Annotated in this window: 1 pseudogene; it reads left to right on the top strand. The window is 37.8% G+C overall.

Annotation, left to right across the window (positions count from 1 at the left end):
* Positions 1-209 precede the first annotated feature (209 nt).
* Positions 210-460: pseudogene (locus tag A3757_RS23060) on the top strand (hypothetical protein); the annotation flags it as partial.

Here is a 460-nt window from a genome sequence, read left to right as displayed (position 1 = left end):
ATGCTCCTCTTATTGATAGTCGCCTAGCCTTTATTAGTGCGTACACAAGTAAATCTCATATATTAGTTACACCTCTAAACCTTGAGTGTCCAGATTCATTTAGACGTTTTCGCGTCTTTAGCAAATTCGGCAATATCAATATAAAGCACCGCGATGCTGTATAATCGCTAAATACTAAAAAACTAATTACAACTGACAGTTACCACATTATGACTCACATGTTTATCAATCTACCCAGTCGTTTTATCAGCATCACTGGTGAAGACTCAGAAAAGTTTCTTCAAGGTCAATGCTCTACTGATATCAACTCCCTAGATTCGAACCATTTCTCTTATGGCACCCTGAACACACCCAAGGGACGTATATATGGCTTGTTTAAAGTTGTACGGATTTCAAATGGTTTATTGCTGTCCGTAGATGAAAGCTGCTTTGAACATATCCTCAAGACCTTAAGCAAATA

Source organism: Oleiphilus sp. HI0117 (assembly GCF_001635235.1).
Note: the sequence above shows the minus strand (reverse complement) of the source record. Positions and strands in the feature narration are given on the sequence as shown.